We start from the raw sequence: 15,968 nt of genomic DNA on the forward strand, positions 1-15,968 counted from the left end.
ATGAATGGGTGTAAAGACATCCGGTATTGTTCTTTTCCTTAAGTTAATGACATTGAGTAAAATCAAGCATTTTAAGTTTAATCAGCAGGCACTATTTAAATATGCTGCTTTCAGAGTAATTACGGTAGAACCTGCCGCAGCTTCGTAGCATTCTTTATCCAACAGGCTGTTGTCTACCTTTACTCCGGCAAATTTGGAAAAGTCTCCGCTTCCGATTATAATGAGGGAATGCCTGCTCTCCTTCGTCCAACTGCTGTCTGCCCCAGATAAAATGTAATAAGCCTCTGTATCCGGATTATCTGACGCGTCCGGAATGTTCGGGTCATCCCGCCTATTCTGGTTATCTGGTGTGTCCGGGTTATCCGGCCTATCCTGGTTATCTGGTGTGTCCGGGTTATCCGGGTTGTCTGGGTTATCCGGTATATCCGTGGCATCCGGATTATCCACATAGACTGCGGTAATGCTAACCGCCTCCGCTGGCATAGTAAAGGTAGTTGTAGCGGCATTGCTGTCCCCAAGGATGACTGCACCTTTCTCTACCTTCCAGCCCTTAAACTGCTTTCCTTCTTCCGGGGCATCGGCTGTTATGGTTACGGTCTGCCCCTGCTCATATTCGCCGCTCCCGGTTCCGTTTTGTACGGTTACAGCATACTTCAGCGCCGGAAGGTTAATCGTGTAAGTAAAGGCTGCCACCTCACTGTCCTGCATCCCGTCTTTTACCGCTATTGCCTGAATCGTTGCCGTTACGCTCTCTCCAGGCACTCCTGTGACAGGGATCGCCCCGGTGTATCGGATGCCAGTTGCCTGGTCTGGCGCGGCGCCGTCCGTCGTATAGTAAATCTCTGCATCTTGGGTGGATGAACGCAGAGCCACGCTTTGATTTTCTGCATAGGTTCCCTCTGCCGGGTACGCAGCCGGATTTCCTACAAAACCTGCCGCAAGGACAGTGACCTTTATAGATGCACCCAGACTGATTCCCTCTGGATTGTCTATCTGCTCTGGCAGGGTTATGGTTCCATGAACCGTAAAGGTCTGCTCCCTACTCAGGATTGACGGATCGTACTGCTCCTGTGTGATTTCATCCATCGCCCATACTGCAGCCGCTGTTGTCACAGCAGCATCCTCTGTCTCAATAGTGACTGTATCTGGCAGTCCGAAAGCTGCCGCTGTCTTTTCCGTGCCATTGGCAACTCCAGTTATGGGGGCTGGTTCAGAAATGCTTAAGAGCTTTGCTTTCGCTGTCTCAAATATAACAGTCCCGCTTAAGCTTCCGTCATTGGGATTCAGCGTAATATCCTCCACTATCCTGCTGCCGTCATTTAATTGAATTAATGTAGTTGTATTCAGAACATATCCGTCCGCCGGGACAATGGTAAGCCTCAAGGTATACGTCCTGTTATACCTGCACAGCCGCTTATGGACTGGGTGTCCGCATCCATCCATACTGCTGACACACTTTCCACACCTTCTGTGCTGCATTCTGCTGTAGTATCAAATACCTGTCCAGCTGCCGGAGCATCCAGTATCACCTGCACGCTGGTAATTTTTTTCGTCTCTTGGATGTCAATTGCAACAGGTTCTGAAGCATAATCCGTTTCCTTCTGGCCATTTACATCCTCTGCCACAAGATAAATAAAATAATCGGTTCCGCACACCTTTCCCGACAATTCAGCAGGAAGGACAAAGGTTCCCGTGCCGCTTGCGGAAAAGCTGTCCACATTTAACTCCTCATAGGCAAGCACATTTGCGCCATTGGTATTGCCTGCTGAATATTCCTGATCCAATATCAATACGGATACCTGTGTGGCGCTGCCTGCTCTGGCGCCGTTAATTATGTAGGGAATCGTTATGGTATCGCCGCTTCTGCCAATATCACCCTCCACTGCAATGTTCATACTGCTGTCCAGAAGCGTCAGCTTATACTCCGCACCTGTCTGTCCCGCTGTACCTGAAATCACAGATGAAAAAAGTATAGATGACAGATTGAGGTTAAAAGCGGGGCTCACGCCAACGGTGAAGGTGGGGTTAGGCTCGGAGGTGTAGACAGTCTCAACCGAGATGTGCCCAGACGAGTTAACGTAGCCAACAGCATACGCTATCTCGTCATCAGCCGACCGCAGCCACCACTGTTTATTGCCTCCTGTTTTGTTCCGAGTTTCACTTTTTGTACGATCATCACCATCATTGTCGTAGTCTTTATATCCATAAGATGTATTAGTTGCTTCCATTGCATCAAGCAGAAAGATTTTCTCTCCTCGAAGGGGTTCAAAAATCAAATGCGGTACACTGTTACCGTCTGTATTTGCCGGCGTTGGCTTTATGCTTCTTGCCATGGCATTCTGTTCGATGATAGAAAAATGGTTATAAACAAAAGTACTGTTTAAATAAGTCTTTATTTTACTTTGCGCCCACACATTGGTAGTTTCCCCATACCAATTGTTTGGATCATTTCCATACCAAAGTATACTGTCACAGTCAAGGAGCACGGTTGTCCCCGCTTTGAATCATTCTATTCTTTTTCATGATAACCTCCCCTCCTTTTGGGTGCCTTTATCAGCACAGAAAAGCCCATAGCCTTTTCCGTATCCGTAAGATAAAAACGAAAGCTTGCCATTACCATTCCTGAATATTAATCCCCATTCCCCTGCAAACTGCCGCAACTATCGGAATAGCTGCCACTGACAGCAGCGTAGTCAAAGCCACACCCTTGGACGCCAGATTTGCAAACATATCAAACGCCTGTGAAAACAGCCCCGACAATGAAATATTCCCAAAATACAGAACCTATAATCCCGTAAGTACAAATCAATACATTATAAATCAGCATTTGTTCCTCCTGTTACTTAAATTCCATTTACTTCACAAACTTCTCTATCACGCAGGTATGCTTCCTGGTTTCCTTTTCATAATTCACGCCCACCAGCAGCAGATTTCCCTGATATTCAGACAAACTCCTGCAATACTGTTTTTCCTTTATCTGGGCAATGGCCCCTTCTGCTGTCTTATCCCACTTCAACTCCACCACAACAGCAGGCTTATCTGGAAATTTCCTGCGGGGAAGGAATACCATATCCGCAAATCCCTTTCCTGTGGGATACTCCCGATGTACATGGTAGAAATTCCGTGCCGCATAAAGAGCCAGCGAAATCGTATAACTCAAGGCGTTTTCATCGTTATATTGCAAATGGGAAGTCTCAACATGAGCCTGTTCTATCCCTTCTGCCACCTGGGACGGCATGTTCTTCCAGATGGCCTGTAACGTTTCAGCAGAATTTTTCAAGGACTTGGACACTTCTCCCCACCCAGAAACAGAAACCGCTGTCACATACTCGCCCTGTATTTCATGATTGGGGATAAACACACACTTACTGTCAAAATCATATCCCAGATACCCCAGATGAATCAGCAGTGTCAGCACATCATCTTTCGTGTGAAACGTAGTCATATCATTACTGAAACTTCCCGTATTCACGGGAATGGATTCTCCTGCCATCATACTTAATACGTCATCTTTCAGCCCTTCAAAATTCATATCAATATACATCCGCAATGCTTCAAATGTTTCTGTTTGGTTCCAGTAACTGTCACAGACCCCTGATGTAACTGCCTCCACCACCGATTTAGGGCTGTAAACAGACTCTGCCTGTCCAAAGTGATATCCATCATACCATTCCTTTAATTCAGCCAGGTTCATATGGTATTTTTCGCATAAATTTTCCACTTCCGTCTCCGTAAATCCTACAAACTGTGCCAACTGCCTAGGATTCATCATGGAAAATTCCGAAAACATATTCAGCGCAGAGTGGGTTCCATATTTTTTGATCGGCAAAATTCCTGTTATATAGGCAAGGGCAAGATATTCTTTGTCTTTCATAAAATCCCTTAGGAAATCCAGATACTTTTCCTGGGCTTTTCGGTTTTCTTTATATTCCCGGAACATATAATCCCACTCGTCAATAATCAAAACAAAAAAACATTTTGTTTTCTGATGGATATCCTGCATCGTCCGCACCAAATCCGTATCATCAAAATACCGGAAGTCTGGATATTTCTCCAACAAATCCCATAACAGGGATTTTCTTAGCATGGCAAGCATTCCCTCTATGGATTCCGTCCTGCTTAAAAATTCCTGCATATTAATGAAAATCGTATCATATTGGTTCAGATGTTCCAAGAAACTTTCATCCTCTGCAATTTCCAACTTCACAAAAAGTTCTTTCGAGCCGCATCCTCTGCTGTAGTAAGCTGTCAGCATATCCGTTGCCATGGACTTCCCAAAACGGCGGGGCCTGCTGAAACAGACAAATTTTTGATTTGTACGCATCACTGAATTCGTATATTTTATCAGCCCTGTTTTATCCACATAAATTTTAGAACTCACTGCCTGAAAAAACTTTTCTTTTCCCGGATTCAAATATATTCCCATATACTTCTCCTTCCTAACCTGGATCAACCAGAAAAATCATTCCGAAAATGAAATGCAATCCCATATTTCAGAATCTTTTCCACGCCCGTTTCAAGCAGGATTTCTTCATACTGCTTTTGTCCTATCTGTCTCAATGCCTCCTTACAGCCTGCTTCCAGGTTTCCGTCTCTGGCATATTTTACCTCAATCACAATTCCTATCCCCGCATCTTCAATCTCTATCAGGATACCGCTGTAACCGTCCCCGGATTCCTGATTCGACGACACGTCCCATCCCTAGCATTTTTCCACCTTCTCCGCATCTCCATTTTGCAACGCATCACAGAAGCAGTCCAAAGTCTCGCCGTCTTTTTGAACCGTTTCTTTAAAAAACTCCATAATCTGCGTGGTAAAGATACTTCGGATTTCCATATTCGAAATTGCCAGGCAAAAACGGCCTCCATCTGTTTTTCCCCTTTGGATCAAATAACCCATAGTAAATATTTCTTTCGTAATGATTTCCCCGGCAAGCAGACTTTCCACCTCCCGCTTCATTTGCCCGCTGCCTGTCATTTGGATAAACCGCCTTACAGCGTCATTGCTGCTGGTATTCAGCCAATAGTTCTGGGGCTGCACATCGGGATCTGCCCGCAGGACATCACAATAGTTTATGACATCCCATGGGCAGTATATCTCTTTATTTCCAAACTGATACCCATCATACCATTCTTTTACGTTTGCATACTTATCAGAAAGCATATAATAATCCAGCAATTCCTTTACTTCCCTGTCTGTAAACCCAAAATACTCATCAACACGCGCGTCTGCTATGGACAAAACTTTCAGGTTATTCAACCCGGTAAAAATACTCTCTTTTGAAATCCGCATACACCCAGTCAGCACTGCAAAATGTAAACTGCCATTTGTCTTCAATACCTGTTCAAACATATTCCGAATCAGGAAAACCATCTGGTCATAATAGCCATTATCAAAAGCTTTCGCCAAAGGAACATCATATTCATCCACCAAAAGAATTACTTTCCTCCCATGATGTTTTTCCAACAGATTTCCCCATGTATTGTTCACATAAAGCAGTTTCCTTTAAAATCTCCAACCCATCAAAAATCTTCTTCTCCCCATCCAGGCTAAAGTAACTTTTCAGCATATCCATATTCAAAGATTTTCCAAACCGCCTGGGACGAGTGAAAAGATTCACCTCACCCCAGTTCTTTAGCAAATCCCGAATCAGTCCTGTCTTATCTGTATAATAAAATCCTTCTTTCCTGATTTTCTCAAAACTTTCAATCCCTACCGGAATCTTCTTTTTTTCCATTTCCACCAAATCCCCACGCTCCTTGCCTACCTCATTTTACCACAAACACCCTGGCAAATCTATTAGAAATTGCCGAACAGGAAAAGAGTATACAAAAAAGCACTTGAAAGGCTATCCCCCAAATGCTTTCTTAAGCTGTTGATTCATATGTCACTCTCACATTTCCTGTGAAGCAAGAAAAGAGATAGCGCTATGCGCTGCCACATTCCCTTCCCCTACTGCCTTTGTATACGGATAGGGCCTGCCTGTACAATCTCCTGCTGCAAAACACCCTGGCAGATTTTGCCATCTGGCGGTCAACCACAATATGTCCATTTTCTACTTTAATCCCTGAAACTAATTTTTTGCATTTCTAAGGCAGAATACACCGTCAACTTCCTCCACAGCCCCGCTGCGAAGCGTGATAGACGTAACACGTGTTTCTCCTTGGATTTTCACAGGAGCATCCTTGGAAATTGTCACGTTTCCCTTGTCCACTTTACTCTCAAATTATATGCCCTTATATTCTCCGCAATTTTCGTATAATCCCGTTCAAACAGTTCATCGCTGATTTGTTCATACAAACGCTTCCCGGGCTTTATTTGGTGTAAAACCGCATTACGGCTATTTTTCTTTTTATTCATTAAATTCACAGATATACCCTGTTTTTCCAGGATAATATTGAGTAATATCAAGCGGTACATCATTAAGCACCCAATTTTCCTGATAGTATATCAGATTTAAATACAATTCCATGTCACCTTCTGACACAAAACTCGGCTCATTTGCCATCCAATGATCAGCCGCCCAAGATTGCCCCTGGGGATTTAAAAGTTCGTCTTCTAAACAATTGTCTGCATCCGCCCAATAATATGACTTGTTATCCGAATCGCGCCTGCCGCCCAAATAAAAATGAATATTCTGCATATTCTGCTCTTCTATCAATTCAGTTATTTTTTGAAACTCCTCTTCAGAATTAATCCGCACAAGCATGCCGCCGCGATTGATGCAATCTAAAAAAGCTTCCTCCCAGGTGACATCCGCCTGAATTAATTGATAGCGGTTATTAGAAGCTGCTTCCTTTTTTTCCTGCTGCTTTATTTCTGTGGTTACCGGATGCAAAGAAATATTCCCGTCAAAATCGGCAGATAATTTTCCTTTTATTTCCACGGTATCTCCAAGATACTCCTCAAGATCAAATCCGTCAAGGGTAAAACTTTCTGTCTCTTCCTTATAGATAATATCTTCCTCTACGTTATATGCGCTAACAGAAGACGCTTTTTGTAGTTTTAGGATAAAATTCCCATTTTCTTTGTTTACTACTCCAGTTACCTGCACATAGGCATTATCAACACCATTAATATCGGCATCTGCATAAGATGCCTCTGATTCCTGAGCTCCTTCCTTTTCTGCATCTTCCTTTCCGGAATCTAATTTAAGTTCATCAGACTTTGCAGCATCAGAAGATTCCTGTTGGACAGTTTCCTGTGCAGCCGACCCTTTTTTTCCAACTGGCAGATTATCCCAAAACAAGAGAAGTAAAACCAAAAGCAGTCCTATGATTACTATTGGAATTACATAAAGCAATGAATTTAATTTGTTTGGATTATGTTCATTCTGTCCCCGCATTACTTGTCCCCGCACATTTCCTCCCAGCTTCCATTGCTCCTGCATTCCTGAATTTTGTATCTGTTTCATTAATTTTGAGCCGCACATTTCACAAAACATATTATCGTCTGTATAACGAATCCCGCATTTTGTGCATATCTTCACTTTTACCACCATTCCTTTCAAAAACATGCCTGAAAATCATTTCCTATGCTCTCAATTCCACGCTGGAAACAATCTTCAGGCATATATTCTGCAAACAACCATGTTACTTGCTATTACCTATTTCTTTCATTCCAATTTTACATCAGCTCTTCCAAAATCTGTTGCCATGATATGCCACCCATCCCTTTTATCGCTGTCCTCATCAAATCGGGAAGGTATAATGTCCATGCCTTTGTAAATACAAATACAGCAAGAACTACGAAAAATAGAATTATAATGCTTACCATCAGCACAAAAAAATCCATTTTTTCAGTGCGGACAAAGGCATACATAGCTGCAAGCATTGCCGTAAATCCCCAGATGTTAATCAGAACAAACAAAGCAATTCCCATTCCCGCTGATAGCTCAAATATGACAATGGACAGTAAAATGGCCGGAACCAGTACTGCACTGCGGATAGCCGCCGCAGAAATCATCTGCGGGAAAGAAACCGGCATCTTTAATGCAAAGTGCCCTGCCATCAGCATTAGCGCAAGCACACATGCCATCCCTATGGAAAATAACACTGTCACAAGGAAGATTCGGAAATACGGCATACTCAAAACTCCTGCTACCACATTTCCCAGCCCGGATGAAATTCCCTCCGCCAGGCCAGATGCAGCTTGAATATAACCAGATAATTTTCCTGCAGCAACCATAGCAAAAAACGCGCTAAATATCCCCTGAAATGCAATCAGCAAAAAAGCTGTTTTCATATCCGCTTCTAAAATCAGGTTCCTCCCTGCCGTTACCGGATTTTTTATCAGGTGCAGCATTCTTCCAAAGAAATTCTGGGCAAATGCAGAAGCCTGCTCTTTGTATTGCTGGCCGTCAAATTGCTGGTTGGGAAATTGCCGATTCTGGGACATCCGCTGGTTTTGGAATTGTTGCCCCTGGAATTGTTGCTGATTTTGGAATTGCTGCCCCTGGAACTGCTGCTGGTTTTGGAATTGCTGCCCCTGGGACTGCTGCTGATTATTATGGTTCAACGGCATTTGCATGTTCTGCTGCACATGCGGATTGCCGGCTTGGGCTTTGGAGGGCTGGTTTCCTCCTGCAGCCGGTTGTTGGCTGCCGACTTGATTCTCTGTATTTTTCATCCCTGTCTGAAGCTGGCAGGAACAGATCCCTCCTTCCGGAATAGGACGGCCGCATTTCGTACAAAATTTACTCATCTTTTTTCTCCTTTAGTAGTATAATGTCTGACACCCCAAATTTGTTTGAACCCAATTCCCAGTTTCTTTTCGGAATCCAAACATCCATTCTTCGCTGCCGTCAGACTGGCTGTTCTTCCAGTCCCCGCTCCAGCTTTCATATTTATATTCCACAATATAGTCCAGGCTGATGTACACAATGCTGTTAGAGGGATCAGATTTTCCTTCTATATTCTGGAAAATAATTCTTGTAGGCAGATATTCCCCTTCATTCAGATCAGCCAGAAGATACTCATAATCTTCCTTCGCCTGTTTTCTCATTTCCTCGTTGGAAAAAAACAAATTTTCTATGGCGCTGAAATTCTTTCCCGCCAAAGCAGCGCTGTAAATCTGCTGCATGTTTTCTCCCGCTTTTTGAATTAACATGTCCCGGACTTCTTCCTTTAACCGCACATTTTCCAACCGGTACTGATAATCTCCGTATCCAATCTGAAAGGATTCCGATACATCTTCCATATCCTCCATGGTGACTTTTATTTCATGATCTCCGTAAAAAATCTTGGGAACAGAATAGCTGTCCATGGATTTATAAACGTCCCCTTCATATCCTTCTTCTCCTTCCTGGAGCAAATACTTCTCCCCCAACTCAATTCCATCCAGGCTGACATGCAGTCCTTTGGGAACATAAATACAAAAATCTCTGCATATAAAATCGGATGCTTCAACCTTCCATCCTTCCGGCGTCTGATTCATCATAATCAGATAAGAATACTTCTCCGTGTCCCCTTTCAGCCGATAATTTATTTCAAATGTCTTCTCAAAAGAAGATCCGCTGCTCCCTTGCCCCAAATATTCTTCCAGGCCCAGATTATCCGCAAGCTCATACAAGCTTTTAAGCACATCCGCCCCCTGTTTATCATACGGGCTTTCTATCTGGTAGTTGGTGACAATACCCAGTGTATTATTTCTTGCAATTGCCCCTGCGAACATTTTGGCATTGATAAATTCCGAACCTTCTGCATCCAGTTCAGAGTACCCCTGTTCCCAATCGCCGTTTGCAATATGTACAAAAAAACTTTCAGCTACCCGCTCCGGGCTCCTGTTGCTTTGAATTGCCATTGTACTTCCGTAAATACTGACTGCCAACAAAACAGTTTCTGCAATCAGAATCAGCAGCCATTTGGGAATGGGCGTTTTTACCATTGGCTGCGGCGGACTGGATACGACGCCATAATTTCCCATATCTGTGCCGCAGTTTTCACAAAACCGTGCATCTTCAAAATTTGCTGTTCCACAATTAGGGCATATTTTCTTATTTGTACTGTTACCTGCTCTTTCCACAAGCTTTTCCTCCCTCATTTCCTGCAAACACTTTCTATTCCTCTTCTATGTATGGAGACAGAAACTCTACATTAGCCCGTTCTGTGTCTGTCATTTTCTTTATGATATCGTTCATATCCGTGCTCCTTGTTGGTATCTCCTGATACCATTCCTTCTGGTCAAAATATGCCTGAATCTCTTCTTTGCCGAATTGATAGCCATATTTGGCATATAATTCATTTACTACCATCCGAATGATACCTTTGCCCTGAGGTAAATCTGCATACGTTCCCTGTTTCAGTTCCTGAACGTCTGCTTCTGTCATAAGCCGTTCCGAACTGTATGGGCACAAATATCCGCCATCTGCATTTTCTGCCTCTTCTCTATCAGAACTGTCCGTATCTTCCGGCTGTGCCTTTGCTGTGTCAGTGACGGATGATTCTCCCGCCGTTACCTGAAAGGCTTTGATGGATTTCACATAGGCTTCTTCCTCATCATCCGCAAATTCTTCCGGCCGATTATTTTTTTCTGCTTTCTTTGCAGCTTCTGCTGTTTTCTGCATTTTCTCCTGAGATAATTTAGGCGGCTTTGCCGTCACTGTAAGAAATACAAATATAGCTGCAGAAATTGCAAGGATAATGCCCAGGGCAATAGTTAGCAATGTGCCTTGGTTTTTGTTTTTCATGCGCTGTTCTCCTTTATTGGTGATATCTTCAATTTTTTCTTTTGAAAATGCTCTCCTTTATTTGGTGATATTTCCAATTTTTTCGTTTTAATAATTTTATATTCCGTGTTTATTATCCAACATAACGGCCGCCTAAATATACTGTAATATTTTGTACAATTCCTCCTTCTTCACTAAAATTCAGATAATAATTTCCTGTAGCATCACCTGTAGCAAATCCATATTCATGGGGCTCAAAACCATAAATTTTCAATTTTCCTTCTAATTCTGATGTTCTCATTCCCGGATGTACACCAAACATGTTCAGATTTTTGACTTCTTGGTTCTGATAAACAATACTGCCCCCATCCTCTGCGTACATGGCAATGACAGGCTGTCCATCATAATTTCCTGTATACTCAAATCCATCTTCTTCGCTTTGCATGTCTATACCGAACTCCGAAGAAAGCACTTCTTTCACCGCATCCTGAGAACCTTCATTTTTCATATACACATAACCAATATCTGACGCATCAAATCCTTTACTTCTTTCCGCTTGTTCCAGACAATATTTTAAATATGCCTTTGTGTAAATAGAATAATTTTCTGATTTTAAATTTTTCCAATCAATTTCTGCTTCTTTTGCATTGCCAAACAACGAATTTTCCCATTTATCAAATTCAGCTCCGTCTACCGTTTCTGTTTTCCCTTCTGCATCGGAAATAAAATAAATATTTCCATCTCCGTCTCTGTCAACAGAATCAGGAAAGGCATTCCCATTCCAATCTTTCTCCGCAAATTCTCTATTCCACGAATCTGCATCTCCTAACTTGACGTATACATCCTGGTTCTTATCATACTGATACACATTGTATGGAAAAATGGCGTCTCCCAAGCCCTGGTTATGTGACCAGTTCGAAACAATTATCCCATTATCATAAAAGGTATTGTTGATAAATTCATCCAATTCTACTTTGATTGTATCACTTTCCAAATCATATTGATAAATGACAAATCTCATTTCTGCCATACTTGCGCTTGAGATTTCCACAAGAAGTTCCTCTATGCCGTCTCCGTCAATGTCATACACCGCAAAATTATTTTCACGATCATACTCTGATAAATAGTTCTGATAGGTTCCGGAATCATCTTCCGGCCACCGGCTGCCCTGTCCAATAGAGGCCAGCATATCTGCATAATGCCTGTTCAGAAGAATAGCGTTTATATTGCTTTTTGATTCATCTGCAAGCATATCATCCAATTTTTGGTTTTCCCATCCCTTATAATTGGCTTGTGCGGAATCTGCTTCGTCCCTGTTAAGAGGGTGTGGAAAGCCATTAATCTTCTCATTCATTCCCCATATGAATGGAAATTTAAAGTTCTCCAGATTATCAGGATTCTTGATTTCTTCCTCCTTCAATTTTGTCTCATCTGCTGAACCAAGTTCTACTTCTGCTGTGCTTTCTCCATCTGTATAATAACAATCCGTGATTTCCCATTTTCCCTGTCTTCCATTTATCATTGATGGCCCAACTGTTATTGCATAATGACAATCTCCAATATTAATACAACGTTCAAAAATTATTCCGCCATAAAGCATTGTATTTCTCCCACAAATTCCACGTCCATATTTATCCTTTTGCACTGCTCCAGCATTCATGCAATCGCTAACTAAAACATATGTATTCCCTTTTTCATTTGTGGAAATTTCAATATCTCCACAAATTCCTCCGGCATATTTTGACGAATCCACTGATGAATAATTTGCACTCTGACTGATGGAAAGCGTTACAGCTTGTTCATCCCAGCCATTGCTGATTAATCCTCTCCCCAAAATTCCTCCCGCTATTTCTGAGTTTTCATCTATACCTGATTGTGCTTCTATACTGCCATAATTAAAACATCTGTTCACAGAATAATCCAGAGCTGACTCCATGCCCGTTACGTTTCTTATCTTGTTTTTATCATACTTTCCATCATAATAACAATAACCAACAATTCCACCTGTATACAGACACCCCGAAATATTTCCATAATTCTCACAATCATGTATCTCTAAAGCTGCATTCAACTGACTTATAATTTCTATCTTTCCAATAATGCCTCCTACTACACTACTTAAATAATCCGAACTTACATCTGCAAGATTATAACAATTATTCACATTTGAGTTTATCCCATCCAATGAAATTTGAGCTATCAATCCGCCCGCTTTTTTTCCACTGCCAGATATATTTCCTGATACATAGCAATTTGATACCGTCCCACCTATCATTTCTAAGGCCAATGCCGCCTCTTGCATTTCCACATCCTCAAAAGCAAGGTTTTTTATTGTTCCACCTTTTATAGAATTCATTAAGCAGTTATTCATATTCCGAATTTTATGGTGATTTCCATCAAAAACACCACTAAATTTTTTAACAGCTGATGTATCCCATTTCACTCCCTGCATATCAATATCTTCCATTAAGATAAAATTTTTCTCCGTATCGTTACCCAGATTTTTCAATTCATCTGCCGTATATATTGGAACATAATTCTCCGGAGGCTCCGCCAATTTTTCACCCTCAGTCATGAAGCCTTGACGCACTGCGAAATCTATTTCCTGTTTTTCACTATCTTCTTTTTTCTGTTCTAAAGCATCAGCGTCCTTATGTGTTTCTGATACAGCTTCCTCTCTATTACTTTCTGAAACAGCAGTTTCACTCTTTGGTATGTTACGGCTCGTATTTTGCAAACTGCAGCCTGATATCATGAATGCACATAGGCTACAACATAAATATTTTTTCCATTTCATAATTTATTCCATTCCTTTTATCCTTTTGCATACCGGCGCAACTCTGTGCGCCGGTATGACATTCCAAAATCAACGGCACATTCTTCATTTATAGATATTTTGTATAAGTACCGCCTCTATATAGATCTCCAGGAATAATATCCTGTCAGCATGGTTCTCTTTCCTGTCTTTACTTTTTTTGTCTGACTCCATGCTCCATAATACCGTTTTCCGCCGTAATCAATATACATCCTGGCTCTGAAATAATAAGTTTTGTTCTTTTTAAGGGCAGCTGTAGTGGCACTTGTCTCAGTTGCTCCGGCATAGTAGGAAGATTTTTTCCCTTTGAAATTCCTGCTTCTGCTCATCTGATATTGAATACCGGACACATTTTTCTGAGCCTTTACCTTTACATATACATTCCTGTCCCTTGTCCTCTTACATTTTGTAATTTTAGTCTTAGCCGGTTTTACCACAATCTGACAGGTTGCTTCTACTTCACTGCCGTCCATGGCCGCTGCTTTAATCGTTGCAGCTCCGATTCCATTGGCAGTTACCTTGCCGTGGGAATCCACTCTTGCAACGGATGTGTTGTCAGAAGTCCATTGGATGTTCTTATTGTTTGCGCTTGCCGGAGAGATGGATTGAAGCAGGCTGTAGGATTTTCCTTTTTCCAATACCAGAGTTGATTTTTTCAGTTGGATGGATTTAACATAGGTGAAGCCTTCCCATTTTAAGGTATAAGTGCCTGTTCTGTTATCACCATAACTAAACTTACTTAATTTTATATAATATGTTCCGGGAGCCAGATATTTCTCCCACGTCCTTGTTTGCTCATATGTACCATAAGAATCCACTTCCATCAAATCCGAGTCCCACACCGAAAAATCATATTTTCCTAATGTTCCTCTGCTAACTGTAGTTCTAATATTTGCTCCTTCCCCTATGGAAAATCTATAAAAGTCTATTCCGTCATCTGCTGAAAAGAAACCTTTTACAAGCGTGCCATTTGCCAGCGGCATTGCTGTTTCAAAATCGTTATTGGGCTCTTTTTCATTATTATGTGCAGGTACAAAGGATGCCTTCACCCTATAGCTTGACGCATATTTATTCCCATAATGATCTCCAAACACTTTCAGGCTATATGCGCCTGCTTCCAGATCGATACTAAATTTACCTGTAGACGGACTTGTAACACTCCCCGACTGAGCCAAATTTGTATATTCCTTTACCAAATCTTTATCCAATAAATAACATCTTCCACCAAGCGTATAAGATTGAAATGTAACTGTTACCCTTCCCGCTGACGGTATTGTAAAAACATAATAATTTACGCCTTTTTCTTCTGTGCTTCCTTCTATCCAACTATCATTGGTAGAAATACTATACTCTGCCGCATGAACATTAATCCCACATAATAACAAAAGTACAATGCAACTGCTTAACGTTGTGACCCATTTTAATAATCTTTGTTTCATAACCTTTGCATTCCTTTCAGTTTTTATATTTTTATTCCTTCATTCTCACTTTGCAAACCTTACTATAATCTCCATTATAATTTTTAGAACCGCTTCTTACATAAGCGCAAACTTTAAAACGGTATGTTTTGCCCTTTCTTAAATTACGAATCACAGCCGTTTGGAAAGTTCCGCTTGCATTTTTCACTTTTTTATACTTTTTCAGATCGGGATTATACATATAAACGATATACCCTCTTACTCCATTTTGTTTCTTCCATTTCAGTTGCACGCTGTTCTTAGTTTTTGACAAGACAGACAATTTTGTAACTTTTCTGGGCACTACTACAATTTTCACTTTTTTACTGCTGTTTTCTACTCTGCAAGTAACCGTACAGTGTCCAGGATTTATTGCTGATACCTTTCCCTGTGCAGAAACCTTTGCAACCTTCGTATTACTGGATTTCCACGTAGCAGACTTATTTATTTGAATCCCGTCCGGATTCATTACAGAATATTCTAAATATTCACTAGCTCCGGGCTTCATAATAAGAGATTGTTCATTCAGCCTTATCGTGCAGCCTTCCCATTCACAGATATAGACACTTAACTCTGATGTCCGAAAGTCATTCCATTGTTCTCCACCCCAATATCCGCCAAAAGCCTCTGTTCCTCCATAATCAGCATTTGGTTCTCCCGGTTTCCAATTTGTATAAACTACCTTCTCCCCTGTCACCCATTTCCATACACTTTCTGTTCCACTGTCATCCCGGTATAAGCCAAAATAGCCATCATCATATCCGCTGTCTTCTAAACATTGATATACTATGTCATCCTCCCCTTCAGAAGTAATTGTAGCAAGATGCCCTCCGCGGCTTTCACATTTTGCTTTCGCATCCTCCCATGAATCTGCATCTTCATACACATAGTAATAATTCCCCTGATAGCTTTTCGCTCCCTCTGGAATATTGCCTGCCGCTACAGCATTTCCAACAGGATACGTCATACAGGTAACTGCCGTTACCAATGCCAATATCGCTGATAATACCTTTTTCCTCATACACCTTTC

Annotated in this window: 10 protein-coding genes and 1 pseudogene; all 11 read right to left on the bottom strand. The window is 41.6% G+C overall.

The genetic code is table 11. The features are described from left to right. Nucleotides 1-81: 81 nt before the first annotated feature. The 11 genes and pseudogenes from E5329_RS02620 to E5329_RS02675 all read right to left on the bottom strand — a co-directional run bounded on the left by E5329_RS02620 (nt 82) and on the right by E5329_RS02675 (nt 15,959). Complete coding sequence (locus tag E5329_RS02620; protein WP_168356493.1) at nt 82-1,383, bottom strand: InlB B-repeat-containing protein; 1,302 nt, start codon at nt 1,381-1,383, stop codon at nt 82-84. Beyond that, nucleotides 1,380-2,486 (bottom strand): DUF6273 domain-containing protein, encoded by a 1,107-nt coding sequence (locus E5329_RS02625; protein WP_275442939.1) that lies wholly within the window; start codon nt 2,484-2,486, stop codon nt 1,380-1,382. The genes E5329_RS02620 and E5329_RS02625 overlap by 4 nt, the downstream gene beginning before the upstream one ends. Before the next feature lie 368 nt (nt 2,487-2,854). Further along, on the bottom strand, nt 2,855-4,426 hold the full coding sequence (locus tag E5329_RS02630; RefSeq protein ID WP_135988039.1) for an AAA family ATPase: 1,572 nt from the start codon (nt 4,424-4,426) through the stop codon (nt 2,855-2,857). Between the two features lie 23 nt (nt 4,427-4,449). After that, nucleotides 4,450-5,743: pseudogene (locus tag E5329_RS32055) on the bottom strand (AAA family ATPase). A gap of 609 nt (nt 5,744-6,352) precedes the next feature. Then, complete coding sequence (locus tag E5329_RS02645; protein ID WP_135988040.1) at nt 6,353-7,516, bottom strand: zinc-ribbon domain-containing protein; 1,164 nt, start codon at nt 7,514-7,516, stop codon at nt 6,353-6,355. Nucleotides 7,517-7,626: 110 nt separating this feature from the next. Then, nucleotides 7,627-8,703: a hypothetical protein gene (locus tag E5329_RS02650; RefSeq protein WP_135988041.1), complete on the bottom strand. Its 1,077-nt coding sequence runs from the start codon at nt 8,701-8,703 to the stop codon at nt 7,627-7,629. A gap of 12 nt (nt 8,704-8,715) precedes the next feature. Then, nucleotides 8,716-10,023, bottom strand: a complete 1,308-nt coding sequence (locus E5329_RS02655; RefSeq protein WP_168356494.1) for a zinc-ribbon domain-containing protein — start codon at nt 10,021-10,023, stop codon at nt 8,716-8,718. 34 nt (nt 10,024-10,057) lie between these two features. Continuing rightward, entirely contained in the window at nt 10,058-10,687 is a 630-nt protein-coding gene (locus tag E5329_RS02660) for a YARHG domain-containing protein (protein WP_135988043.1), read from the bottom strand. 112 nt (nt 10,688-10,799) lie between these two features. After that, nucleotides 10,800-13,403, bottom strand: a complete 2,604-nt coding sequence (locus E5329_RS02665) for a ZmpA/ZmpB/ZmpC family metallo-endopeptidase-related protein (protein WP_168356495.1) — start codon at nt 13,401-13,403, stop codon at nt 10,800-10,802. A 176-nt stretch (nt 13,404-13,579) separates the two neighbouring features. After that, nucleotides 13,580-14,920: an Ig-like domain-containing protein gene (locus tag E5329_RS02670; protein WP_135988045.1), complete on the bottom strand. Its 1,341-nt coding sequence runs from the start codon at nt 14,918-14,920 to the stop codon at nt 13,580-13,582. Nucleotides 14,921-14,951: 31 nt separating this feature from the next. Next, nucleotides 14,952-15,959: a lectin-like protein gene (locus tag E5329_RS02675; RefSeq protein ID WP_135988046.1), complete on the bottom strand. Its 1,008-nt coding sequence runs from the start codon at nt 15,957-15,959 to the stop codon at nt 14,952-14,954. Nucleotides 15,960-15,968: the final 9 nt, after the last annotated feature.

The organism is Petralouisia muris (genome assembly GCF_004793545.1).
Taxonomy (GTDB): domain Bacteria; phylum Bacillota; class Clostridia; order Lachnospirales; family Lachnospiraceae; genus Petralouisia; species Petralouisia muris.